This is a genomic window from Negativicutes bacterium, from assembly GCA_021372785.1.
In the GTDB taxonomy this organism is placed as follows: domain Bacteria; phylum Bacillota; class JAAYKD01; order JAAYKD01; family JAAYKD01; genus JAJFTT01.
Genome location: JAJFTT010000071.1, coordinates 13513 through 37329 on the forward strand (window position 1 = coordinate 13513; position 23817 = coordinate 37329).

Consider the following 23817-nt stretch of genomic DNA (forward strand, 5'->3'; position numbering starts at 1 on the left):
TTTCGGATCAGAACTACCTTTTAGCAATAACCTGCTCTTTTCAGTTCCTCCATGGCTTTTTCCTGATCCTCTTCTGCCACCAGAATCACAGGGCCAACGCAGCCCATCCCGGTTTCGGCGTAAAACCCAGTCTTCCAGAGCACATGCGTGGCATCCTCCAATTCCATCACGTCAATACCGGTGATCTCTTCGGTAACCACCTTCCTGGCAGGTGCTTTCACTTTTTCTACTACTGCTTCCGCAGCCGCCGCTTTTTTTGTTTCTTCAAACAAGCCGGCTAGACCAGCCTTATTGACAGCATCAAATTCCGCTTTGGCAACCTGCCAGATCTTGCCGCCGGCCAATTGACCGGCATATTTGATCGCATTCGCCACCACCGGAGAACCTGAGGCACGCGAGAGGATTAAAACGGTACGTTTATAATTTTCTCCGATGCCGGGCCCGTAACCATAACCTGCCGCTTCATAATCGCCGCCGGTTTGGAAGGATGAGAACATCTTCATCAGCAGGTTGCCGGTCAGCGTATCGGTAATCATCACATCCGGAGTCGCCATCAGCAAATCATTGCCGCGCATGATGACACCGCCGTCGGCTCTGGCTGATTCGACCCATTGGAAAGAATAACCTTGCTCTGCCAGCTTATTGAGGGCGCGCTCCACCTGACGGGAACCGTCCACATTCAGGATACCGAGGGTTGGCTGAGCGATCCCCATGGTTTTAGCGGCAATGATACCATAGATCGCATTGCGAACCATCGCTTCCACCCGCTCGGTAGCGGAAGTGCCGGTCGTGGTGGCAAGAAACATTTCTTTGCCGCGTCCCGGTGTCACTACCTTGCCGACCGTAGAGACACCGATCGGGAAACTGTAATGCATGGTAACACAGGCATCGATGCTGCCGGCATCCAGCAGTTCTTCCATTTTTTTGTGCTGCGCCTGGAAATCCGCAGCGGGGAAAGTCGGAAGACCGCTGTTGTTCTGCGGTCCGATCAGACAGACCTCTAAATCCGGATTTTGTTTTTGCGCTAAGACTGCGCCGCGGATAATCTCTTCCGGACCATGCTCGCTACCCGAAACAGTAACGGCAACTTTTGCTTTATGCCCAAATTGACCGGTTTCCAGGGCCTCGGCTAAATCCAAGAAAACCTCTCCGATCATGGCTTTGATGTTTTGTTCAGCCAAAATTTCCACCTCCATAATCAAAGCATTGGGGTTATTTTGTCAAACTTTTGGCAAAATCACGCATTGCTTCGGCGATCATACCGCGAACTTCCTCTTTATTGATCCCTTTTTCCGATTCTACTTTACCATCGTTCACTTCAATTACAAAGGAAACACCATCGAACAGATTGGTCAGGCGCGCCAGGAACAGAGAGCCTTTGCCAATGATCATCGTATTCTTCAATTCCCCGGCTAACATGGCGTCACGGGCATGACCGATATAAGGTACACCGGAAGGAATATGACCTTGCGTGGGTGCAAAACCAGGCATTCCATGCGTCTCGCCAAAAGTAGCGACTTCTGTTCTATCCAGCATTTTTTTCATGACAGCCAGGGCGGCAATCATTTTATAATTGGCTGTCGGAACATCTCCGGCTCCGGCCGGAACGGTAATTTCCGGATTTTGCAGTTCCGCAGCATAACGTTCGATATCAGTAATCGTCATTCCGGCACGCAGCAAAGGATCCAGAACCAAAGCCTGCATGACAGCCTGAGGAGCAGAACCGGAACCGATCAGATGGCGGCCGACAATATCGGTCCGGATCACCGGGTTGATACCATCATTTTCACCAATATGGAAAGCAAAAGCACCTAAGCAGTCTTCCAATAATGGCATATCTTTTTTGACATGATCGCGGCCGTTCATACCGAGTTTAGCGGTGCAGCCGCCGGCTACGACCACAACATTTTTATAGATACCCGCTTTGACCAGAGCGGAAGCGGTGATCAGAGAATGTGCCGGTCCGGCGCAGAAACCGCGCATATCGACTCCTGTTGCGTTGACGGCCCCCACCATTTCACCGATGGATTTGGCAAAATTACCGCCGCCGCGCTGATTCATATCGCCGCAGGCTTCTTCGGAACACTCGATAATATAATCGACTTCTTCAGCCTTCAGAGCGGATTTCGCCAACAGGTCTTTAAAAACCAAAGTCGCGGAAGCTTTGGCAATATAGTTCTCCGCCATAACATGAGCCGTTAAGGAAGCGTCGTATTCATGAGCCCGTTTGACACAACCGACCAGGCGGCTGCCCAGACAGAGGGGTTCGGCATGCATCGTATTGATTTGTTCTTCCACTTCTGCCATGCTGTAGCTTTTACCCAGCCGTTTCAAATCGTTGGCGTTTATTAAGGGATGCTCCGCCAGTTTTTCACTGACTTCGGCCATAAAACTGGTTTCCAACATGACCAGGTCAAAGGAGTCTACGATTTTTATCATACCGAGGAATTCGGCTTCCGGCATGATTCCGCCGTATTTACCGTCGCGGCTGGCGTTCGCCAGCAAATTTTCTTTTTGCCACATCGGTTTGGCAACCGTATTCAAAAATTCCGGATGCAGGTTGCCGATGTAAACCTGGTTGGGAGCGTAAGCCACGCATTCTTCATAAGAACGCAGATGCTGCGGAATTTGCTGTAAATACTCAGAATTCGGATTGGCACGGCGTTCACTGGTCTGCGTAGTACCCATACCGAACAGCAGGGACGGCGTGTGGATCAAGGAATAAGCATTCCCTTTCATCACTGGAAAAGACATTTTGAAGACACCTCCAACAATTAATCTTAAGGTACGATACGAAAGCCCCAAGCCTTCCGCATACTCAATGAGGGTAACGACAGGAGCCGTGAAACTCCTTGCCAGGCTTGGGACCATCGCTTAGCAGCTACTATTTCTCAAATACGGTCTGTTCGTGAACTTCAGTTTGCAGAGCTTGCAACGCTCTTTCTACCAGACCGCGGCGGAGATGTTTCTCATCTTCCGGGGTCAGATTCGGATTGCCCAGCGGATGAGGAATAGCTACTGTAGGAACAATACGGTTTGCACCGACTGTTAAGGAGATCGGAACCACTGTGCACATATGAACCACCGGAATACCGGTACGTTCGATTTCTTTTACCATCGTTGCGCCGCAACGTGTGCAGGTGCCTCAGGTACTGGTGAGGATGACGGCATTGACACCGGCCGCAATCAACTCTTCTCCGATCGCATGGGCATATTTTTTGGCATTGGCCACCGATGTGCCGTTGCCGACTGTGGCGTAATAGTAACGATAGAGCTTACCGATTTTGCCTTCGGCTTCCAGGTCGCGCAGTACGTCCACAGGAAGGACGCGATCCGGGTCCTGGTTGGCATAGACGGGATCGTAGCCGCCGTGCGCAGTCTGATAGGTTGCGTCTGTCAGACCATTCACGCCCTCCAGATCGTATTTGCCATACTTGGAAGCGGAAGAAGATTCGATATGATCCGGATTGCCTTTGGGAACGATGCCGCCGGAGGTGACAAGAGCAATCGTTGCTTTCGACATATCCAGGATTTGAGGACTGGGTTCTACCCGATCGAATACGGGCATCGGATACTCGGTTGTATAGGCTTGTCCGCTGATCTTTTTAACCAGCATATCAACAGCGCGTTTGGAACCGCGTTCAGCGGCAAAATAATTGCGGCGAACACCACGGGCGATATAACCTTCTTCTTTGGGATCGCCCAGTTCAACGCCATCAATCAGCTTATAGGCAAAATTCACCATTGCCGGCAATGCTTTACGCATACCGACAGCGGAATTGGCAGTTTCCACGATATAGGTATATTTCCGGTAGCTGTCAACACCGGGGCTTTCAATATACATACCGGTCACGGTAGGAATATTGAATTTCTCGCTCACGGCTTTGCAAATTGCACCGCAGGCCATACCGTACCGTCCGGCATTGAAAGCAGGACCGGCAATTAAGATGTCAGGATTGAATTTTTCGATCATTCCCAGGATGACAGCCGTAGCCTCATCCATGTTCTCGTTGAAATAGTTATCGCCACAGATGACTGTTGCGACAATCTCACCACGCTCTTGCATCAGGTTTTGGATCTGCATGCCGGGTCCTACAAAACCTTCTTGCAAAATCGGTGCAATATCAGCCTTGTCCTCACCGCCGATTTGGCCGTAGAACTGGTTAATATAGTGGACCACACGGATCTTCTTCATAGTGTTCCCTCCTACAATTGGAAGTTTCATCGCCTAAGACTTAGTATTTTGAATATTGTTTGCGAATGGTGCTTACTTCGTTCTTAATTGCTTCCACATCCAACACCATTTCCATCATGCCAATTTGTTCTTCGTAAACAGCGGCATCACATTCTGATTTGATTTCATCTTCGATTACATGATAAACAGCGAGTCCCAACGGGACCCCCGCCAAAGGACCTGCAAAGGTCGGATCTCCAGCAGAAACGGTTTCAGCAGCCAAGCCAGCGGCTTCGGCTTCAGCACCGCCAAGAATTACAATTAAATTCTCAGCACCGAGTTCTTCTGCAGCTTTTTTAATCCGAGCTTGATTTTCCAGATCCATGGCACCGGCAGCCGTTCAGACGAAGCATTCCGTGGTCGAAAAAACCACTTCCGCGCCGGCCGTAGCTAAAACTGCTTCAATAGCACCACCGGGAATCCCATCACGATCACCAAGGATCGCAACTTTTTTACCCTTTAACACGAGCGCCAACTCCTTCCATCCTGATTTCATTTTTAAAACCTGTAAATTTCTCCTGACACGGTAATTAACGGGATCGATTGCTTTCAAATCAGGCTGACTTGCTAGATTTGTTTTGCAGTTAACGTGAAATATCCCACTTCGTTGGTCGCACCGGTAATTACCTGGATCTCAGCTTCGATGGAACCGTCTTTTCTCAAAGAACCGTTCCAGCCGCCGGCAATCATATCGGCAACTTCCACATGTCCAATCACTTTGGCCATCGGCGGCAATAAAATGACTTCATTCGCATTGCCGGCAGTGACGCAGGCATTGGCCAGGACGTTCGCATCCGCTAAAGACTGAGAAGCACCATCGCGTCCGGCATATTCGTCGGTAACGAGAACGGTTTTCACACCTTTTTTCTCCAATTTGACGCAATTCATCATCAAGTCGGCATCGGGGTTGCCAAAGCCTTCTTCTGAGATGATGGCAGCATCGGCACCCAGCATCTCCACCAGTTTGGCCGTGAAATTAGAGGAACGTTCTTTGTCAGCCAAAGTTACATTTTCATTGGTAATGACAACGCCAATGAAGTTGTAGTCTTTGCCATGACGTTCCAATAAATCGGTGATGACCGGGCTGTTTTCATGTACAATGGTAGGATTCTTGTCGCAGGCAGACACGCAGTTGCCGCTGACAATCGCACCATCAAACACTTCGGTGGGAGAGATTAAGGTGGGGAGAATCCGTTTCGCATCGACGCCGTAAACATAGGTATCATGGAGCAAACCTTGGGTTTGCAGCATGTAGACATAGACAACCTTCGGCAAATCGGCGTATTTTTCAGCGGATTGGAAGATCGGCAGATGCTCGTAGACTTTTTCTTCGTCGACTTTGGCAGTGCGGCCGGCTTCCGCCAAATAAGCGGCAGCTTTGAATCCGATCAAACGGACGGAAGCTTCATGATCGTGCTGTAATACGCCAGGTTTCGGTTCGGCAATGACAACCACATTATGCAATTTGGAGAACGGTGTATAGTCAGAGCCGGGACCGGTCATATCGATAATACCTTCCTGGAAACCAACGATTTTACCGGTGGTGACAACGGCCATACCCTGCAATACATGAGTGCGGCCCTCGCCAACCATATCAACCTTACCAAGCATACCCGGGAAAACATTACCGGGACCTTTTACTTTTACGCGGGGTTCAATGACGTCTTTCACCGGAATAATACGGACAGACTCGCCCGGATGGACGATATCAACATCAACTGAAGCAATGCGTTCATCGCCTGCCACAGCTTCCAGTAATGCCGCTTTATTGATTGTAAGCGTGCCATTGCTGATCTTCGTTTCTTCACCGAATTTTACGTCTGTAATATGAATATAACCCAGTTCCAACCGCATTAGGTTCACCTCCTGATATCCTTCGCCTTTTCTGGCGAGGGTATAACAACCATTAGAATTTTGCTAATTCCGCTTTGATATTCTCTTCCGTTGCATCGTCTTTGGTCAGTTCGTTCAATTTTTCGCCATTTTTATAAAATTGAATGGTGGGCAGCCCCAGAACCTTCTCTTTGATGCAAAGGCGGCGGTTTTCTAAAGCATTGACTTTACAGAACTTTACTTTGCCTTCCCATTCTTCTGCCAATTGTTCTACAGAAGGAAGAAGCGCCATGCAGGGATCACATTTGGGAGACCAAAAATCCACCAAAACAGCTCCCGGAAATTCGCGGACTTCCGCATCAAAAGTCTCTTTTGTTAGTGCAACCATCTATTTCACCTCCTTTACAGTGATCGGAAACCCTCTATAAGCGACCATCGAATCCAAGCATTCGACGAACACTCGCAGCATTTAGAGCGCCAATTCGGCGATTTTTACCGCCAGCGCCGCTTCATCAATCGTTTCGTCAAAACGCGCTACGATTTTAGCTTCTTTATATAACAGGATCACCGGAATATCCTTTATCTCACATTTGCGGGAAATGCGGATATTGCGGTAAGTATCAATCTTCACCAATTTGAGCTTGCCTTTGTAAGGCGCCATCATGGCTTCCAGGCGGGTATTCAGATCAATGGTAGAAGGTTTGGTAGGATTCCAGAAAGACACCACCACGGGGATCTTCTCGTCGAGAACCGTTTCCCGGAAGCCTTCTTCTTCATGGATGAATTTCTCAGCGGCAGTGGCGGCAATGGCGCCGTCAGCGGCAGCCGTAACCACTTGGCGCAGGAATTTTTGTCTGGCATCGCCAACGGCATAAATCCCGTCGACATTGGTTTCACACATTTCATTGGCAATAATGTAGCCGCGTTTGTCCATAGCCACAATATCTTTCAGCCAATCGGTTTGCGGTATCATACCGACAAAGAAGAAAACGCCATTGGTTGCTAATTCCGAGATCGCGCCGGTCTTGATATTCTTCAATTCTACGGTATCGACTAAGCCGTCACCTTTGATGGCGTTGACGGTAGAGTTCCAGACCCATTTCATTTTGGGATTATGGAAAGCACGTTCTTTTAAGACGGGAGTGCAGTCCAGCGTCCCTTCGTCATGCAGGACAATGACGGTGACGCTCTCGGCAAACTTCGTTAAGTACATCCCCTCTTCGATCGCCTGATCACCGGAACCGACCACCACAACATCCAATTCCGTAAAGAAATCGGCATCGCAGGTAGCGCAGTAGGAAACGCCTTTGCCTCTGAATTCCCGTTCGCCCGGGACGCCCAGTTCACGCGGCACAGCGCCAACCGAGAGGATCACGACTTTGGCTTCAAAGGTATTTTCTTTGCCTTTCACGATCTTATAATCACCGGCGTCGACAATATCAATGACCTCATCTTTGACAAATTCAGCTTCGAATTTCTTGGCGTGCTCGACCCAAACCTTCATTCCTTCCTGACCGCTTATATGAGGTACACCGGGATAATTCTCCCAGTCTTCAGTCGTCGCAATCTGACCGCCCGGCCGACTCTTTTCAATCACTACCGTAGAAATTTTGGAACGGGCACCATAGATTGCAGCGGCTAAACCACCGGGGCCACCGCCGACGATCGCGAGATCAAACTTATAATGAGCCATGATAAACTCCTCCTTTGAACCTTCTCAGTAAAATCTAAAAATGTGACAAACTTTGCAGCCCGCTCATCAGCAAAGAATGATCAATCATTGCATAATCTGCTTTGATTGCTTCACTGCGCGGCCGCAAAGGTCTATCCATGAGTAATTTGGCTGCCGTAGCCATGCTGCTTTCAATAATCTGTAAAGAAAATTCGTCTACCTGCGCCAGGGGTTTCGGTTCTAAAATCACCGATTTATAGGGTGTCTGATTCGGTTTCACACTGCCGGTCAGCGGATGTGAAATTAGGACATAGCCGGCATGGACCAAATCACGTACCCGCGTCAGGATTTCCAATAAAGTCTCGTCATAATAAACAGCTCCCTCAATCGGGGCAACCTGAGGATTGTTGGTAATGATCAGTACTTTTTTCATATTGTCTCCTAAGCAAAAAAAAACAGAGAATAAAGGGAATAAACGCCCTATTTCTCTGTCCTTGTAACCTGAGAGATTTATTCTGTCCAAAAAGGACAGAGTTTACTCCATCGGTGTTCTGGGAACTTTCCAGAGTGCTGTCAATCATCGGTCCTTTTACCTGAAAGTTTTCGTCGTTTTAGCAAAACGGACGTTGCTCCTTCGGTGGCATTGCGATCTGCTCTCTCCCGATTATCTCATTCAGCCATATTAATTTTTACTATTGAAAAAAAAAGAGAATTCCTCCGTGCTTCTATTTATATTCTTGATACGAAAAGGAAGCACCTCCCTTGCATTCTGTCTGTTTTCGATTTTTTAACAATACTTATAGTAAGAGCTTCGTTTGCAGCAGTTACAGCGCGGCGCGGTCGACCAAACTCACCTCATTTTCAGCCGGCAGCTTAATCGCACCGAAATGCAACGCCGGATTTCCGTCTGTAGAATGATCCAGATAGCTGGTCCGCGGCGTCAGATGAATTTGAGCAGAACCGCTTTGTCGGATGAATTCCTCAACATTAGACAGGTTTAAGCCACCGCCGGGCAGAATTTCAATGCGTCCCGCCGCCTTCTGTTCTAAGCGGCGAATCAGCTCGACGGCCTCAACAACGCAAGGTTTTTGACCGCTGGTCAGAATTCGGCTGAAACCAAGCTGAATTAACTGTTCCAGTGCCTGCAGCGGCTGCGGGGTGAAATCAAAGGCCCGGTGAAACACCGCCTGCTTCGAACCGATCAGGTCCAGTATTGTGCGGCAGCGTTGGCTGTCGATTTCACCGTTCGCCTGCAAGACAGCAAAAACCAAACCATCGGCACCGGCCTGCAGCAAAGCTTTGGCATCCCAACACATCGTTTCGAATTCGTTTTCGGAATAACACATTCCGCCGCCGCGCGGACGCAGCATAGCCATGACGGATAACGAGGTCGCGGATTTGATTTGCCGGAGAGAGCCGATACTGGGCGTTAAACCACCCAAGGCCAGAGCGCTGTTCAATTCGATGCGTTTAATACCGGCAGCAGCCGAAGCAAACGCATCCTCGGCAGTGGCGCAGCAGGTTTCAATCAGGATTTGTTTCATGCTCCTGCATCCTTTCCGGTTCCTTGCTGCCGTTAGACAATGTGGATTTTGCCGCCATTGCCCAGCACCCGGCCGACATTCGCGTAAAATACGCCGGCAGCCTGATACCGTTTCTGCAATTCAGCGGCAGCCTGTTTTGGCAAAGACAACAGCAATCCGCCGGAAGTCTGCGGATCAACTAAAATATCCTGCAGCCACAGCGGAACGCTCGGCTCCATATCGACCCGCCCGGCGACATGCTCCCGGTTGCGGTAGGCGCCGGCCGGAATCATCCCCATCTCCGCCATTCCCCGGGCGCCGCTCATGACGGGAATTTTTGAACTGTCGATCAGCAGGTTTTTACCGCTGCCCTGCGCCATCTCGCCAAGGTGACCTAAAAATCCAAAGCCGGTGATATCCGTCGCCGCCGAAAGCGGCAAATCGTAAGCCAATTCCGCCGCCTGCCGGTTGAGCAGCCGCATCCAGTCAATTGTCACTCTTAAAACTTCAGGAGTCAGCAAATCGACTTTAGCAGCCGTATTTAAGATACCGCTGCCCAAAGGTTTGGTCAGCAATAAAACATCACCTTCCTGCGCACCTTGATTGGTCCAGATTTTTTTAGGGTGAACCAACCCGGTCACAGAGAGTCCGTATTTCGGTTCGTTGTCCTGCACAGAGTGGCCGCCAACCGTTGAGGCGCCGGCTTCCGTCACCTTATCGGCACCGCCGCGCAAAATTTCCCCTAGGATCTCCGCGGGAAGCTGATTGGGGAAACAAACAATATTCAGCGCTAAAATCGGTTTGCCACCCATGGCATAAATGTCGGACAGGGCATTGGCTGCCGCAATCTGGCCAAACAGATAGGGATCATCCACGACCGGAGTAAAAAAGTCGAGGGTTTGGATAACAGCCAACTCATCGGTCAAACGATAGACGGCGGCATCATCCGAGGTTTTTATGCCAACCAGTAAATTCGGATCGGTAGGTGTGGGTAAACAGCGCAAAACTTGCGCCAGGATCGTCGGATCCAATTTTGCCGCTCAGCCGGCGGCATTGGTCATTGCAGTCAGCCGAACCGGTCTTTCCGGTTGGATCGCCTGATCGATCGGGCCAAGAAATTTGATCGGTGTTGTAAATTCCTGTTTCATGAGAAAACCACCTTCTGTTTTGATCCTTCGCTAGATTATACCCGTATTGTTGCTTATTGTAAATAGAAAACAGGAGTTGTTCCACGATGAGAACAACTCCTGCGCACAGTGACATGATAAGTACTATTTGCGTGCAAAAACGACTTCTCCGTCGATGAAGACCATATCGCAATGCGTGAGGTTGCAGAACGGATAGCCATCAAAAATCGCGATGTCAGCATCTTTACCAACTTCCAGAGAACCCAATCTGTCTTCCAGACCGAGAATCTCGGCAGCAACGATGGTCACGCCGCGGAAAGCGTCTTCTTCGCTTAACCCTTCGCGCAGGCAGATACCAATATTGACCGGCAAATATCTTGTATCGGCGGCGGTATCGGCCTGTAAACCAACTTTCACACCGGCTTTGGCTAAAATGGCGGGGTTTTGCAGAGAGACATTCCAGAGCTCCTGTTTGCTGTGGCCCATCAGCAGGGGACCGACGGTGGCGCGCACATGTTTGGCGGCCAGGATATCGGCGATCTTATAGCCTTCCGTGCAGTGTTCAATGACATAATCAAGATTGAATTCTTCGGAGATACGAATGGCGGTCAGAATATCGTCGGCGCGGTGTGCATGGATCCGCGCCTTGATCTCGCGTTTTAAAACGCGGCCAACGGCTTCCAGTTTCAGATCACGGTCCGGCAAAGGCTTGCCTTCTTTTTCGGCTTGCGCAATCTTATTCAGATAATTTTGCGCGGCAACCAAAGACAAGCGCAGAGCGGCGGCATTGCCCATCCGGGTGGCCGGGAACACTTTTTTCATCTCGCCATAACAGCGTTTGGGATTTTCACCCAGGGCCATCTTCATGGCTTCAGTTCCTGGAATGATCATTTCCTCGGCAGTGCGGCCACGCAGTTTCATGGCAAAGCCGGTACCGCCGATAATATTGGCAGAGCCGGGGCCTGTATAAACCGTCGTGACACCGGCGGCGCGAACAACGGGAATCGCAGGATCCTCCGGGTTAAGGGAATCCATACCTCTTAATTCGGCCGTGTTGTAATTCGTGATTTCATTGCCGTCGGATGTGGCAGGCAAACTGGGATCGCCAAACAGGGAGAGATGAGAATGGGAATCAATCAAACCGGGCATCACTGTTTTTCCGGCTGCTTCGACGATGGTTGCGCCTTCCGGAATGGCAAGCTCACTGCCGACAGCCATAATTTTACCATTTTCAATTAATACTGTGCCGTTCTCCAGAGTACCGTTGGTAATGGTGTAGACCTTACCGCCACGAATCGCTGTAATCAATGCAATCTCCTCCTTAAAAAATTGAATGAATCCTCCTCGGACCTAAAATCAGGCCGATGATTATTTTTATTCTCTAAAGAAATCTCAGACTCCTTCCGAATCGGCGGGGATTTTTTCCGGCGCTCTTTCTTTTTGGTGTGACAGTCGTTATAATAGAAGAAAAAAGAATTAGGTGAAAAAAATGATTCAGGGAAAACTCTATTACGATCAGCCTTACCTAAAAGAATTCACAGCGGAAATTCTCTCCTGCCGGCAGAATGAGCAGGGTTTATGGGAAACCGAACTGACGCAGACAGCTTTTTATCCTACTTCCGGCGGACAGCCGCACGATACCGGCAGCATCAACCAGGCGAAGGTGATTGATGTCGTGGAACGGGGACACCGCGTGATTCATCTCTCGCAAGCCAATCCGGGCGGTCCGGTGGCGCACTGTCAAATCGACTGGCCGCGCCGTTTCGATTTCATGCAGCAGCATGCCGGTCAGCATATCTTATCCGAGGCTTTTTTAGCGCTCTGCCATGCCCGGACCATCGGTTTTCATTTGACCGAAACCAATTTGACCATCGATTTGGATGTTCAACAGCTCACACCACAGGAAATCGATTCAGTCGAAGCCACAGCCAATCGCATTGTTTGGGAAAACCATCGCATCCTGCGACATTGGGTAACGCCGGAAGAATTGGCCGAGCTGCCTTTGCGGAAAATGCCCAAGGTCAGTGAAGATATTCGCATCATCGATATCGAAGGTTATGATCTGGTTCCCTGCGGCGGCACCCATCCGGAGTCTACCGGCGAGATCGGTATGATCAAGATTCGCCGCTGGGAACGATCCAAAGCAGTCACCCGCGTCGAATTTTTTTGTGGTGGCCGCGCCTTAGCGGACTATGCCTGGAAAAATACACTCGTGCTGCAGCTGGCGAATGAGCTTTCGGTCAAAGACAGCGAACTGCAGCAAGCCCTGCCGCGCTTTTTGCAGCAAAACAAAGACACCCTCAGACGCTTAGCGGAAACGGAAGAGCAGCTGCTGCGGTTGGAAGCGGAAGGTTACTATCAGCAAAGCGGACAGCAAAATGGGGTGACCCTGGTGAAAGCCATCTTACCGGCCGCACGGACTTTGGCCGATTTAAAGAAACTGGCGCTGTATTTGGCCGAGCATCCGCACACTCTTTGCTTGCTGGCAGTTGCAGGCACGCCGCCGCAGATCACGCTGGCCCGCTCCGCTGACTTGCCGCAGAATATAAACCTGATTCTGAAAGAACTGAATCAAAGCTTCGGCGGCAAAGGCGGCGGCTCGCCTGTTTTGGTGCAAGGCAGCCTGCCCGCTGACGCCGACCTCTCTGCCTTCTTCAGACAGGCAATTCAGCTGTTCCAAAGTTATGCTGCCGTATAAACTGCGCCGCGGTGATTTGGTTCTGGTGATGCTCCTGGTTGTCATTTTTCTTCTCTCTCTCATCTACCCCGTTTGGCATTGGCTGCAGAGCGAAGCGCCGCTGACTGCGGTGATCAGTCAAAGCGGTGTCGTGATCGAGAGCATTGACCTTAGTTTGGTCAAGCAAACCTACGAATTTACAATCTGGGACGCGGCAGGGAAAGCTTATAATGTTATCGAGGTAGAGCACGGCAGAATTCGTGTCAAAGCGGCTAACTGCGCCGAGCAGATTGATGTCAAAGCAGGTTGGCTGCAGGATTATGGAGATATGGCGGTCTGCCTGCCGCATCAGCTTGTGATTGAATTAAAAAGCACTGCCGATCCGGCAGTGGATTCCATCGTCAGATAAGGCGGCAGGCATGAGCCGCGCAAAACAAGAAAGCAGGCAGATCGTTGGAACGGAATCCTTTTCCAACGGTCTGCCTCTTGCTTTGGTGTTTTTGCTGCTTATGGTGTGATAACAGTAACGGGGGGTTCGGTCGGAGGTGTCGGCTCAATCGGCGCCGCGGTGACGGGGTCCTCTGTGACCGGGACGCCGGGATCGATCCTATGATGGCCGGCCAACCATTCCGCATACTGCGCTTCCGAGAGCGACATACCCGTTTCTGCCCAGATTTGCTGCGCGATCTGCAGCTTCGCATCATGCAAAGCGATATATTCACTCGTCCAGTTTTGCTCGAGGAGCTGGAGATAATCCGCTTCCTGATCCGTCGGGATCAGTAAATCGGCTAACATCTCATACATTTCATCCAGGCGCAGCATATAGAGAGCCATCTCGCCGTAATAGAGTCCGTCTCCCGGCAGCGTCGCCGTATCAAAATCGCTGATCCCTTTGCTGATCACCGTGTTGGCTAACGTCAGCAGCTGCTTTAAGCTGAGGTTCGTTTCCACCATGGAAAAACCTTGTCTGATCAAACTCGGCAGTTTGCTGATTTTACCGGCGCTGAAAGCCTGTGATACTGCGGCCTTGATAAATTTCTGTTGTCTGGCAATTCTGCCGATATCACCGGTGCCGTCGGCACGGAAGCGCACATATTCCATTGCCGTCTGACCATCCATCAGCATTTCACCGGGCTGCAGATGAATATGAAGGTCTTGGTAGGGATCATCATAATCCATGGCTTCGTCCACCGTTATGGTGACACCGCCTAAAATGTTGACCAATTCCACAAAGCCTTCGATGTTGATTTTGATATAGCCGTCGATCGGTACGCCTAAAAGATTCTGCACCGTGCTGACCGTTGCCTCCATGCCATGCTCTGGATAAACATTGTTGATGCGGTCATAATCCTCCGCCTCAGCATCCCAGATCATCGTATCGCGGGGAACAGAGAGCATTAAAGGCGAATCTCCGTCCGCCGGCAGAGAAAAGAAAAGCATCGTGTCCGATCTGCCCAAGTCGTCGTTTCGTTCATCCACACCGACAGCCAATAAATTAAAACCGCCTGACAGAGTGGGCAAGTCCTCTCCTTCCGCCGATTGCTTTACTTTTGAGCCGAACCAGCCGAATAAATTACTTTCCGGATGGCGCAGCGCATAAATACCAATCGTAGCCCCCACCGATAAAGTAAAGACCGCCAGGGCAGCCAATACAATGATCAGTATTTTTTTTCTTTTTTTCGCTGCACTCAGCTTGGACCTTCTACTTCCCTCAGCAGTTTGCATTGTATCACTCCGGCTTCTCATTTCGCGTTTGACGTTACTTTTATTATAGAAAGATTCCATTCACTTGGCAAGAGTGAATCATGACATCTTTATGAAATAGACGTTAATTTCAGCAATTTGTTCCGAATTCTAAAAAAATACCCTGCTGTTTTAGCAGAGTACTTTTTAAAACCAGGCCTGATCTAGATCACCTTCACGGTTTTGCCTTTGATTTTGGTGTTGTTCAGTTTATCGACAATGGTTTTCCTTAACTCCTGGGGGACATCCACCAGACTGTAAGTTTGTTGAATTGTGATCGCGCCGATCAGTTTACCGGACATACCGGTGCCGCCTGCAACCGCACTTAAAATATGGCTGGCGGAAACATGATCGTTGTGGCCGATGGAAATTTTTATCACCGCCGTAGCCGGATCGCGCACAACGCGGCGGTCTCTATCATGAATGGGCTTGCCGTCTTTACCGATTTTAAAATCCGGCCGCCGTTTTGCGGCTTGTCTGCCTTCTTCTGTCAGATCGGCAATTTCGGAGACGACCACCAGGTCGTTCAACCCTTCCATCGTTTGCTCCTGTTTGAACGTCATGGCGAAAATCGCCGCCGCAATCTCGGCGGCTCCGTGTTCTGCGTCCGACATCTGTTCAATGATGGGGATAAATCTTTGATATTCTTGCGTCTTTATAAAAGCAAGCACATCGTCGACCCGCTGCTGCAGCTTATGATCTTTAATTTCGGCAAGAGACGGCAAGGCACGCTGTTTGATGTTGCTTTTGGTATAGTGCATGATATCTCTCAGCTGATTAAACTGGCCGCGGCCCTGAATCAGCGTAAAGGATTTGCCGGTTTTGCCTGCCCGCGCCGTTCTGCCGATGCGGTGGACGTAGTATTCTTCATCCAAGGGCAGATCGTAATTTAAAACAATTTCAATATCATCCACATCGATGCCGCGGGCGGCGACATCGGTGGCAACCAGGATTTCGAATTTGCCGGCTTTGTACTGATTCATGACCTGGGTCCGCTTGCTCTGCTGCATATCGCCGTGCAAACCTTGGGAAGGATAGCCTCTGCTGCCCAATTCCTCCACCAATTCATCCACCATTTTTTTCGTGTTGCAGAAGATAATGGCGCGCTTCGGTTGGAAATAAGCCAGTAAGCTGCACAGAGCATCGGTCTTGCGACCGCGCGGCGTTTCAAAATAAAACTGTTCCAGAGTAGGAACTGTCATCTGTTTATTTTCAATTCGGACAAATTCCGGATCGCGCTGGAAATTACGGGTCAATTCCAGAATCGCCTGCGGCATGGTGGCGGAAAACAAAATCGTCTGACGTTCTGCCGGCGCATCCAGCAGGATCGTCTCAATGTCTTCCCGGAAGCCCATGTTAAGCATTTCATCCGCTTCATCCAAAATCAGCATCTGAATCCGGGAAATATTCAGCGTCTTGCGCCGCATGTGATCCATGATCCGACCCGGCGTACCGACCACAATCTGGCAGCCATGTCTCAGCTGCGTAAATTGGCGTTCATAGGAATCACCGCCAAAAATGGTGACAATTTGGATGCCGTTTTTATATTTGGCGAATTTGCGCAGCTCATCCGCCCCCTGCAAAGCCAATTCTCTGGTTGGACAAAGGATCAGTACCTGAACAAAAGAAGGGCTGAGGCTCAAATCAATCCGATCGAGCGCCGGTAATCCGAATGCGGCTGTCTTGCCGCTGCCGGTCTGACTTTGACCGGTCACGTCGCGTCCCTGCAAAATGAGAGGGATGCTTTGTTGCTGAATGGGCGTTGGCTCTTCGTAACCCATATCCGCAACTGCCTTTTTCAACTCTTCTGAGAGAGTGAAATCTTGAAATCTCATATTTTCCATTACTAACTCTTTCCGTCGTCGTAAAATTGCCCCATGAAACCCGCCCAACGACCATTTCGGATCACCGTGTATGATACGGACATGCTATCTTATCTGTATCGACAATACTTCAGGCAAAAAACAAAGCCATACGCGCTTGTATGGCTTTTTAATTATACTATATCCCGGAAGTTTTGTAAAGTGTTTCTTTCCGGGATTTTTCCAATCTCTCACTTTAATTCCGCCACCGTCACCCCATCGCCGCCTTCCTGGAGCGGCGCAAAGGCATAACTCTTGATGCGGGGATGCTGGCGCAGGAATTCTCTGACGCCGCTGCGTAAAACGCCGGTGCCTTTGCCATGGATGATCCAAACTTTACTCAGTTGTCCCAGGTAAGCGTCATCCAGGAATTTATCCACATTCTGGATCGCTTCATCCAGCGTCTGGCCGCGCAGATCAAGCTGAGTTTTCAGAGAGTCCGCTTTATTGACCATCGCCTCGCTGGCAAGCCTGCTGACGCCGGCAGCAGGCTTGGCTTTTTTCTTTTTGGCTGTGTTCAGCTGCGTGATCGGGACCGTCAGTTTCATGGCTCCGGCCTGAATCGCCACATCACCGTTGACGGCCATTTCGCCGATGATCTCGGCTTCAATATTATATTTGGTCCAAACGACTCTGTCGCCGATCTTTACGTCGCTCACCTGTTTGCCGCCGCTGATATCGTCAACATTCTCATCCAGGGCTGCCATGCTGCCTGCCATGCGGCGCAGCGCTTTGCGTGAGCGCTGCGCCGCGTCGGTCAATTCGCGTTCCGTTACATCCTGCCGCAGACTGCGCAAATTTGCCAGAAGTTCTTCTGCTTCCAACCGGGCTGCTTTGACGACGCCGGCTGCTTCCGATTGCGCCCGCTGAACGCGTTCACGCAGCCGCTGATTGGTTTCTTCCTTTTCCCTGGCAATCTCTTTGATTCTTTGCTCCAATTCATTGCGCAGCAGATTGGCTTCTTCCCGATCCTGCTTGGCCTGCCGCATATTTTCTTCCAGGGTGGAAAGCATATCTTCGACCTTAAGCTGATCGGACCCGACCAGACTGCGGGCATAATCAATAATCTCTTTGCTCAAACCCAAACGCTGTGAGACTTCAAAAGCATTGCTGCGGCCGGGTACGCCAATCAGTAAGCGATAAGTGGGGCGCAGTGTCTCAATATCAAATTCTACGCTGGCGTTCTCCACCCCATCATGATGATAAGCGAAAATTTTTAATTCACTGTAATGTGTCGTGGCGATCACTCTGGTTTTTCTCAGCAAAAGATTCTCCAGAATGGACATCGCCAATGCCGCCCCTTCGGTTGGATCGGTGCCGGCGCCCAATTCATCAAACAAGGCCAGGGTATGCTCTGTCGCCTGCTCCAGAATATGCACAATATTGGTCATATGCGACGAGAAGGTGGAAAGACTTTGCTCGATACTTTGCTCATCGCCGATATCCGCCAAAATCCGGTCAAACAAACCGATCCGGCTGCCGGCTTGGGCCGGAATTTGTAAACCGCACTGCCCCATCAGGTTTAATAGGCCAACCGTTTTCAGCGTCACTGTTTTGCCGCCGGTATTGGGACCGGTGATCAATAATTCCGTAAAACGATCCCCCAGGCGAATGTCGATGGGAACGACCTTACCTTTCAAAAGGGGATGCCGCGCCTGCCAAAAAACGAGAGAATGATCGGTGGAAATTTCCGGTTCGCTGGCATGCATGGCAAAGGCTAACCTGGCACGGGCAAAGATAAAATCGAATTCCGCCAGGGCGCTGACGGAATGCTGAATAAAGGGATAGTCAGCCCCGATTTTCGCGGAAAGTTCGGAGAGAATGCGCAGGACTTCGTCGCGTTCCTTCATCAGCAATTCTCGCAGTTCATTGTTCAGATCAACGATGGCCATCGGCTCTATGAATAAGGTCGCGCCGCTGTTGGAAGAATCATGCACAATTCCGGGTACGGCATTCCGGTTCTCCTGCTTGACCGGTATGACATAGCGGTCGTTGCGCATCGTCACCAGCGAATCCTGCAGGTATTTCTGCAAATTCGGATTGCGGATCATCGACTCCAATTTCGCTTTCATATTCGCCTGTTCGCGGCGGATACCAATGCGCAGACGCCGCAGCTCAGGGCTTGCATTGTCGGAGACTTCGCCTTTTTCGTTGATTGCGGCAAGAATTTCATCTTCCAGTTTTTTATGATTGCTTAAGTGGACGGCTGCTTCCGCTAAAAAGGGATATTGCTCTGCCGCTTCCTGCAGCAGGCGCCGGACTCTTCTGGCAGCGCCCAGCGTGGAAGCGATGTGAATCAATTCTTCCGCTTCCAGAACGCCGCCTAATTCGGCTCGCTTAATCGAGGCCCGGATATCGTGCAGACCGCCCAACGGATTGCCGCCGGACTCCAGCAGACGGCACGCTTCGGCTGTTTCTTTCTGACGGCGGTAAACCGTTTCGTAATCGGCAGACGGCAGCATTTCTTCCGCTTTTGATTTTCCCATTCCTGATGAGGTATACTCAATCAGCATCTGTTGAATTTTCGGAAATTCCAGGGTAATGAGTGATTTTGCTTGCATGTCACCCCTCCTTCTGCCATGATTATTCCACAGCGTGAAAGCTATGTCCTTTTGTGATACTGCATTGTAACAATGTTGCCAACTGATTACGGTAAAGTTTTCCTTGCTCTTTCCAATTGCGGTTATCCTGATTATAATCCCGCACCGAGCGGCACCAGATCTCCCCCGCTTTCTGCAGCACTTCCCCCGTCAGATGGCGCAAATCGACGACCAGCTGATGGAATCCTGTTTGCTCCAGTTGATAATAATGTTCCGTCAGGCACAACTCGTCACTGTTGAGCAGATGGGTCCGGCAAAAATTGCTTTGATAAACCGGAAACGCTTTCCCTGTTCTGTCCGCCAGCTGCCAGACAGGCGGCGGCTGGTGGACGGCACCCTTGTAGCAGCCAAGACAGCTGCCGTGACGGTTCCTGGTCAGGCAGTGTTTGCTGGTCATCAAATTCTGGCGCCCGCCTACGGGATAGCGCCAGTTCACCTGAGGAAATTGACTGCATAAATCGCCTGCCTGCCGTAAAGACAATTCCGGATAAACGGTTAATTCCTGACAAGGGACCTGCCGCAGCAGCATTTCCACCGCGCTGGTATTCATCAGCTGCAGCGGCCAGTCTCCGTTGACGACGGCATCGGCTTCGATCTTGCCGATCACCTCGGCCTGCGCGTTTTGAGCAATCTGAACCGGCAGCTTCAGTGCGAGCGCCTCCGTCAGCAACGGCAGCCAATACGGCCACTCCTCATCCGGCAGGATACACGGCAATGCGAACTCCAATGCAATTCCTGCCCGGCGGCAGCGCTCGGCCGTTTGCTGCAGCTGCTCTGCTGTCAAACTGCCAAAAAAGCTGTCGCCGCCCAGCGTGATGGCGTCGGGACGGCAGGTTGCCAGCGCCTGCGCCTGCGCAGCGTTTGCAACCTGAAAGCGCAGGCGGAGCTGCCGCTCCGTTTGCTTTGGCTGCGGGAAGTTCTCCCGGGGTACCGCGGGCAATACAACCGCAGTCTCTTCTCTGACCCGGCCATACCATAATAAATCAACAATCTGACGCCGCATGGCATTCAAAGCGCTGGTGGGCAGCCAAACAGCGGCCGCCAGCTCTGCCGTGCAGCTTTTTAAGACATAGGTCGTATCGTTCAGTTTTGCCATCGCTTCCTGGATCTTCAACAAATCCAGCGCATTTTTCTCTGCCGGTTGTGGCAGCCGGTCGGCAAAAGTGTACTTAATTTGTCTGTCACGACAATCAATCGTTACCCTGACCGGTTGCTGCGGCAAGATAGAAAAATGCAGCGCCACTTGCAGCGGTCTGAGACGATCCGGCTGTTCCAGCTGCCGAAAATATGCCTCTGCCTTGGCTTGCAGCGCGGCCGAATCAATCATCGCTAAGATCAATGGCTGCCCGGCCGGCAGGGCAGCCAGCTTCGGCAGAGGCAGTATCTCCTCAACGTTATAGCGGCGCCTGCTTTCAAACGTCTGCTGCTGATCCCCGCAGCGCAGCAGGAATTTGTCCCCGTTTGCCAGAGGCCGCTGACAGCGCCAATGTTCCGGTTGCCCCCGGCCCAACTGTTTCGCGCTCCAGCGGGCCAATTCCAGACCCCGATTGGCCGGGTAATCCGCATTGATCAGCAGAGGGTTTGCAGCTTCGTAAGTAAAACCGTGACTGAACCCCCGGTTAAAAGCCAGCAGCAGCTCCTCTTGCCCGTCGGGATCCGCTGTGACTGCATTTTGCTCATAGATCTGATCCAAAGCACGGCGATACTGTTCCACCACCGTCGCCACATAAGCCGGGCGTTTCATCCGCCCTTCCAGTTTGACGGCAGTGATGCCGGCGTCCACCAGTGGTTTCAGCCGATCCAGCAGGCATAAATCTTTGGTCGACAAGGGGTAGGAAGAGTGACCTTCACAGCTGTAGGCCAGGCGGCAGGGTTGGGCGCAGCGGCCGCGGTTGCCGCTGCGTCCGCCCAAAAAACTGCTCATATAGCATTGACCGGAGTAAGCAAAGCAGAGGGCGCCGTGAGCAAACACTTCCAGACCGACCGGACTCTCCTCTTGCAGCCGGCTGATTTCGCTGATCTCCAGTTCTCTGGCCAGGATCACGCGGCTGAAGCCATGACCGGCGGCCCAGGCAATGCCGCTTTGATTATGGATGGTCATCTGAGTGCTGGCGTGCAGGGCAAGATCCGGCAGCTGACGGCGCAGTAAAGCGGCCAGACCGGTATCCTGAATGATCAGCGCGTCGATCCCCTGTAAATAAACCTGTTCGGCATAGCGCAGAGCTGCCGCCAGTTCCTCCTGCCGCAGCAGCGTATTCAAAGTCAGATAGAGACGAACACCGTGATGATGCGCCAAACGGATCGCTTTCTCCAACTCTTTTTCATCAAAATTGCAGGCATAAGCGCGCGCGCTGAATTGTTTGCCGCCCAGATAGACAGCGTCCGCGCCGGCGGCAACCGCAACCTGCAAGGCAGCCAAACTGCCGGCCGGCGCCAATAATTCCACACGTTTCATCGGATCACCTACATCCGTAAGGAAGAAGCAAAGCGGCGGGCCGCTTCTTTCAGAATTCCCTGATGCCGTTCCAGCACTTCCGGTTCGGTCAGGCTATGATCTTTTGCCCGGTATGTCAGGGCAAAAGCCAGGCTCTTAAAGCCGGGTTTGACCTGGGCGCCGGTATAAACATCAAACAAAACAACGGATTCCAGAATGTCACCGCCGTTATCCGCGATTAATTTCTGCACATCGGCGGCTGAAACCTCGTCCGGTACCAGCAAAGCCAGATCACGGTTGACCGCTTGATAGCGGGAGAGGGACTGATAGACGATGCGGGGTTGGGCGAATTGCAGAAGAGCATCCGCATTGAGCTCGGCCAGGATCACTTCTTTTTGGATATCAAAGCGTTTGAGCAGATCGGGATGCAAAACACCAAAACTGCCGATTATTTTTCCGTGCAGCCGCACCGACGCGCTGCGGAAAGGGTGAAACAGTTCCGGCTCCTGCACTGCTTCAAAAAGGAGCGGCACCCGCAGCGTATGGGCCAATTGTTCCAGCATCCCTTTCAGATGATAGAAATTCGCAGCGGCTTCCTGTTTCATCCAGCCGCTGCCAAACGGCGTTCCCACCAGCGCACAAACGAGATGCGTTTCTTCCAGCGGCAATTCCTGCAGCGGTTGGCGCTTGGCCAAATAGACCTTGCCCAGTTCATATAAGCCGAGATTGAGATTTTGCCGATTGAGATTATAGGAAATCGCCTGCAGCATGCCGGGCAGCAAACTGGTGCGCATCACCCCCTGCATTTCGCTCATCGGATTGAGAATGCGGATTACATTCCGCAGGGGATGCCGCTCATCCGGATAGACTTTCAGCAAATCCTGTTCGTTGATAAAAGAATAATTCACCATTTCATGCAGGCCGAACCGGACCATCGCCTGATGGATCAAATCGATGTTTTTTTGGGCGGAACTCAAACCGCCCTGCGTGGTCATGCCAACCGGCAGTTCGGCAGGCAAACGATCGAAGCCGACCAAACGGGCGACTTCTTCCACCAAATCCACTTCCAGTTCAATATCCTGCCGGCGGGTCGGCACCTGCACCTGCCAGCCTTCTGCCATTTGTTCGACCTGAAAGCCTAATCTGCGCAGCGAATCATAAACTTTGAGATCTTCAATTGCCATTCCCAAGCGTGAGTTCAGGTAGGCGCGGCGCAAAAAGATGGAATGCTGCGTGACCGGTGCATAGTGACTGCCGGAAAGGATGATCGGATCCGGTATTCCTGCCTGCAATTGCCCGGTTAACTGAACTACCCGCTGCAGCGCTTTCTTCAATCCGTCCGGATCGACTCCTTTTTCAAAGCGAATGGCTGCCTCTGAGCGCAGGCTCATCCGATTGGCGGCACGGCGGATGAAGCGGCGCTCGAAATAGGCTGCTTCAAAGAGAATCCGTTTCGTTTGCGGTGTCACTTCACTCTGCAGCCCGCCCATCACTCCGGCGATGCCGATCGCTTTTTCAGGATCACAGATCAGGATGGTATCTGTGGTTAAGCTGCGTTCCTGACCGTCCAGCGTTTGGATCGTTTCATCCGGTCTGGCGGTTCGGACGACCACTTGATGTGCTTTTAAACAGTCAAAGTCGAAGGCATGCAGCGGCTGACCGGTTTCCAGCATAACATAATTGGTGATATCCACAATATTATTGATCCCGCGCATACCCAAGGCAGCCAGACGAGCCGACAGCCAGGCCGGCGACGGTCCGATTTTTACATCATTCAATAACAAAGCGAGATACCAGGGACACAATTCTTCATTCTGCAGCTGAATCCGCTGCCTGTCTTCCCGAATGCTGATTTCCGGCAATTGCGGTATCACCGCTTCCATGCCAAGCACAGCGGCAACTTCGAAAGCTGCTCCCCACATGCTCAGGCAATCGGAGCGATTGGGCGTCAGATCGAAATCCAGGATCGCGTCTCCGCCCGGCAGATAGTCCAGCGCGGCAATTTCGATACCGGCCGTGACCAGATGTTCCGCTATTTCCTGCGGCGCCGTCTGCAGACCGGGGATCAGCTCCTGTAACCAACTGTATAATACTTTCATTTTGCCTGCCTCC

The 23817-nt window shown here is 51.3% G+C and carries 18 protein-coding genes and 1 riboswitch; of the genes, 2 read left to right on the forward strand and 16 right to left on the reverse strand.

Features of this window, described 5'->3' with window-relative positions; translation table 11 throughout:
• Positions 1–20: 20 nt before the first annotated feature.
• The 11 genes from LLG09_08765 to LLG09_08815 form a co-directional block, all read right to left on the reverse strand.
• Entirely contained in the window at positions 21–1196 is a 1176-nt protein-coding gene (locus LLG09_08765; protein MCE5197199.1) for a glycine reductase, read from the reverse strand.
• 16 nt (positions 1197–1212) lie between these two features.
• Complete coding sequence (locus tag LLG09_08770) at positions 1213–2754, reverse strand: DUF5940 domain-containing protein (protein MCE5197200.1); 1542 nt, start codon at positions 2752–2754, stop codon at positions 1213–1215.
• A 130-nt stretch (positions 2755–2884) separates the two neighbouring features.
• Positions 2885–4195: a glycine reductase complex selenoprotein B gene (gene grdB / locus LLG09_08775; GenBank protein ID MCE5197201.1), complete on the reverse strand. Its 1311-nt coding sequence runs from the start codon at positions 4193–4195 to the stop codon at positions 2885–2887.
• Positions 4196–4235: 40 nt separating this feature from the next.
• The gene (locus LLG09_08780; protein MCE5197202.1) at positions 4236–4700 is read right to left on the reverse strand and encodes a glycine/sarcosine/betaine reductase complex selenoprotein A; all 465 of its coding nucleotides are present in this window, start codon (positions 4698–4700) and stop codon (positions 4236–4238) included.
• A gap of 101 nt (positions 4701–4801) precedes the next feature.
• Positions 4802–6088 carry a glycine/sarcosine/betaine reductase component B subunit gene (locus LLG09_08785; protein ID MCE5197203.1) on the reverse strand — a complete coding sequence of 429 codons (1287 nt, stop codon included), beginning with the start codon at positions 6086–6088 and terminating at the stop codon, positions 4802–4804.
• A 52-nt stretch (positions 6089–6140) separates the two neighbouring features.
• A complete protein-coding gene (locus LLG09_08790) occupies positions 6141–6455 on the reverse strand; it encodes a thioredoxin family protein (protein MCE5197204.1) in 315 nt (104 codons plus the stop codon).
• A gap of 81 nt (positions 6456–6536) precedes the next feature.
• Positions 6537–7760, reverse strand: a complete 1224-nt coding sequence (locus LLG09_08795; protein ID MCE5197205.1) for an FAD-dependent oxidoreductase — start codon at positions 7758–7760, stop codon at positions 6537–6539.
• 34 nt (positions 7761–7794) lie between these two features.
• The gene (locus LLG09_08800; protein ID MCE5197206.1) at positions 7795–8172 is read right to left on the reverse strand and encodes a GrdX family protein; all 378 of its coding nucleotides are present in this window, start codon (positions 8170–8172) and stop codon (positions 7795–7797) included.
• Between the two features lie 138 nt (positions 8173–8310).
• Positions 8311–8412, reverse strand: a riboswitch (glycine riboswitch).
• Between the two features lie 151 nt (positions 8413–8563).
• The gene (locus tag LLG09_08805; GenBank protein MCE5197207.1) at positions 8564–9283 is read right to left on the reverse strand and encodes a copper homeostasis protein CutC; all 720 of its coding nucleotides are present in this window, start codon (positions 9281–9283) and stop codon (positions 8564–8566) included.
• Between the two features lie 32 nt (positions 9284–9315).
• The gene (gene selD, locus LLG09_08810) at positions 9316–10323 is read right to left on the reverse strand and encodes a selenide, water dikinase SelD (protein MCE5197208.1); all 1008 of its coding nucleotides are present in this window, start codon (positions 10321–10323) and stop codon (positions 9316–9318) included.
• Between the two features lie 210 nt (positions 10324–10533).
• Positions 10534–11697, reverse strand: a complete 1164-nt coding sequence (locus LLG09_08815; GenBank protein MCE5197209.1) for an amidohydrolase — start codon at positions 11695–11697, stop codon at positions 10534–10536.
• Positions 11698–11878: 181 nt separating this feature from the next.
• Between LLG09_08815 and LLG09_08820 the strand changes: the two genes are divergently transcribed.
• Together LLG09_08820 and LLG09_08825 are read left to right on the forward strand one after the other, a co-directional pair.
• The gene (locus LLG09_08820; GenBank protein MCE5197210.1) at positions 11879–13087 is read left to right on the forward strand and encodes an alanyl-tRNA editing protein; all 1209 of its coding nucleotides are present in this window, start codon (positions 11879–11881) and stop codon (positions 13085–13087) included.
• Positions 13074–13475: a NusG domain II-containing protein gene (locus tag LLG09_08825; protein ID MCE5197211.1), complete on the forward strand. Its 402-nt coding sequence runs from the start codon at positions 13074–13076 to the stop codon at positions 13473–13475. Before LLG09_08820 ends, LLG09_08825 begins: the two co-directional genes overlap by 14 nt.
• Positions 13476–13573: 98 nt before the next feature.
• Here the strand turns inward: LLG09_08825 and LLG09_08830 are convergent, their stop codons facing one another.
• From LLG09_08830 to pheT, 5 genes are all read right to left on the reverse strand, one after another.
• On the reverse strand, positions 13574–14791 hold the full coding sequence (locus LLG09_08830) for an LCP family protein (GenBank protein ID MCE5197212.1): 1218 nt from the start codon (positions 14789–14791) through the stop codon (positions 13574–13576).
• Between the two features lie 182 nt (positions 14792–14973).
• The gene (locus LLG09_08835; protein MCE5197213.1) at positions 14974–16653 is read right to left on the reverse strand and encodes a DEAD/DEAH box helicase; all 1680 of its coding nucleotides are present in this window, start codon (positions 16651–16653) and stop codon (positions 14974–14976) included.
• Between the two features lie 209 nt (positions 16654–16862).
• On the reverse strand, positions 16863–19232 hold the full coding sequence (locus LLG09_08840; GenBank protein MCE5197214.1) for an endonuclease MutS2: 2370 nt from the start codon (positions 19230–19232) through the stop codon (positions 16863–16865).
• Positions 19233–19254: 22 nt separating this feature from the next.
• Positions 19255–21726, reverse strand: coding sequence for a U32 family peptidase (locus LLG09_08845; protein ID MCE5197215.1), 2472 nt, complete (start codon positions 21724–21726; stop codon positions 19255–19257).
• An 8-nt stretch (positions 21727–21734) separates the two neighbouring features.
• Positions 21735–23804, reverse strand: a complete 2070-nt coding sequence (pheT, locus tag LLG09_08850; GenBank protein MCE5197216.1) for a phenylalanine--tRNA ligase subunit beta — start codon at positions 23802–23804, stop codon at positions 21735–21737.
• Positions 23805–23817: the final 13 nt, after the last annotated feature.

Coding starts and splice junctions, on each gene's coding strand:
- pheT (MCE5197216.1), bottom strand. CDS start 23,804: ATGAAAGTATTATACAGTTGGTTACAGGAGCTGATCCCCGGTCTGCAG.
- LLG09_08785 (MCE5197203.1), bottom strand. CDS start 6,088: ATGCGGTTGGAACTGGGTTATATTCATATTACAGACGTAAAATTCGGT.
- LLG09_08830 (MCE5197212.1), bottom strand. CDS start 14,791: ATGCAAACTGCTGAGGGAAGTAGAAGGTCCAAGCTGAGTGCAGCGAAA.
- LLG09_08790 (MCE5197204.1), bottom strand. CDS start 6,455: ATGGTTGCACTAACAAAAGAGACTTTTGATGCGGAAGTCCGCGAATTT.
- LLG09_08770 (MCE5197200.1), bottom strand. CDS start 2,754: ATGTCTTTTCCAGTGATGAAAGGGAATGCTTATTCCTTGATCCACACG.
- LLG09_08765 (MCE5197199.1), bottom strand. CDS start 1,196: ATGGAGGTGGAAATTTTGGCTGAACAAAACATCAAAGCCATGATCGGA.
- LLG09_08840 (MCE5197214.1), bottom strand. CDS start 19,232: ATGCAAGCAAAATCACTCATTACCCTGGAATTTCCGAAAATTCAACAG.
- LLG09_08795 (MCE5197205.1), bottom strand. CDS start 7,760: ATGGCTCATTATAAGTTTGATCTCGCGATCGTCGGCGGTGGCCCCGGT.
- LLG09_08825 (MCE5197211.1), top strand. CDS start 13,074: ATGCTGCCGTATAAACTGCGCCGCGGTGATTTGGTTCTGGTGATGCTC.
- LLG09_08845 (MCE5197215.1), bottom strand. CDS start 21,726: ATGAAACGTGTGGAATTATTGGCGCCGGCCGGCAGTTTGGCTGCCTTG.
- LLG09_08820 (MCE5197210.1), top strand. CDS start 11,879: ATGATTCAGGGAAAACTCTATTACGATCAGCCTTACCTAAAAGAATTC.
- LLG09_08835 (MCE5197213.1), bottom strand. CDS start 16,653: ATGGAAAATATGAGATTTCAAGATTTCACTCTCTCAGAAGAGTTGAAA.
- LLG09_08800 (MCE5197206.1), bottom strand. CDS start 8,172: ATGAAAAAAGTACTGATCATTACCAACAATCCTCAGGTTGCCCCGATT.
- LLG09_08805 (MCE5197207.1), bottom strand. CDS start 9,283: ATGAAACAAATCCTGATTGAAACCTGCTGCGCCACTGCCGAGGATGCG.